The sequence below is a fragment of the Psychrobacter sp. 1U2 genome (assembly GCF_051847575.1).
Genome location: NZ_JBPYDC010000458.1, coordinates 1 through 1,059, shown reverse-complemented (window position 1 = coordinate 1,059; position 1,059 = coordinate 1). Strand labels below are relative to the sequence as shown.

Genomic DNA, 1,059 nt, shown 5'->3' with positions numbered 1-1,059 from the left:
TCATCGATCCATTGAGTGTTTTCTGAGCCAAAAAAGAGTAGATAGCGATAGGTATCTAGCAAAGCTTTGACATCATCATAGAATCTACTATCTGGGTAACGGCCTATAAAATCTTCCCAAAATACAGCGCGTTCAACCAACTCTTCAAGAGATATACCAATTGCAGCATCGAACCAAAATATCTCTTGATTGTCTTGCGCCATTCGCTGGATAAACTCACTTTGGTCATCTGGTAGATAAGGGGTGAACATATCAGCCATGGCCGAAAGGTCGTGATGAAAGGCAAAGTGACCTTCGCCTATATATCGGACACTGACGTCAGCTTTGCTCCTTACCAAGCTAATAAGATAGCGGACACGAGGATTTACCAGCTTTAATTGCGCTACCGTTAATTTTCCATCTTGGTCAATATTATCCATGACGCTGTAAAATGCTTCATCATCCATAGAGCTATCAGTATTCAAAAAACGTCCATACATCGATTGGTAGGCTTCTAGCCATTGAAGTATCTCGGCATTGTCTGCCACTGGTAAGCAAGCCTCTATTTGACGTTGAACTGCATGAATATCTTCGATTTTACTTTTATTATCAATGGTATTTATCGTGTCATCAAGCTTGGAACAAATGAGCTGCTCTTTTAATGTTTTTTCAGATAGTGTAACCAATGCTTTAGTAAGAGCTTTTGGCGTTTTCGCTTCTGTAAGAGGCTGTGTACTTGGCGCTGCTTCGGTTTGTGCTGACGTTGAGGGCGCATCTGATGAATCAGTTTTATCCGAAGGCGGCTGGCAAGCAGTTAGGCCAAGCAGTAAGCTTGCACCTATGATGAGTGTTCTTCTGTTCATTTGCACAGACTGCATCCTTTTAATACTCAATAGAGTATTAATCTTAGTTTTTAAAAAATTATTTTGACTATTCAATATGCAATAAATTGGCTTAATTGTAAAAAATTAGAACAATCTTATCGAGTTAATAGAAGACTATTGTTTGCTTGTATACATTCTACTCTTTTATATTCTTTAGAGATAGTCAATCTGTAACCTTTTTCAATTATCAAATAGA

1 pseudogene is annotated in these 1,059 nt (G+C 38.3%); it reads right to left on the bottom strand.

Annotation, left to right across the window (positions count from 1 at the left end):
• A pseudogene (locus ACS8FD_RS16565) lies at nt 1–848 on the bottom strand (hypothetical protein); the annotation flags it as partial.
• Nucleotides 849–1,059 lie beyond the last annotated feature (211 nt).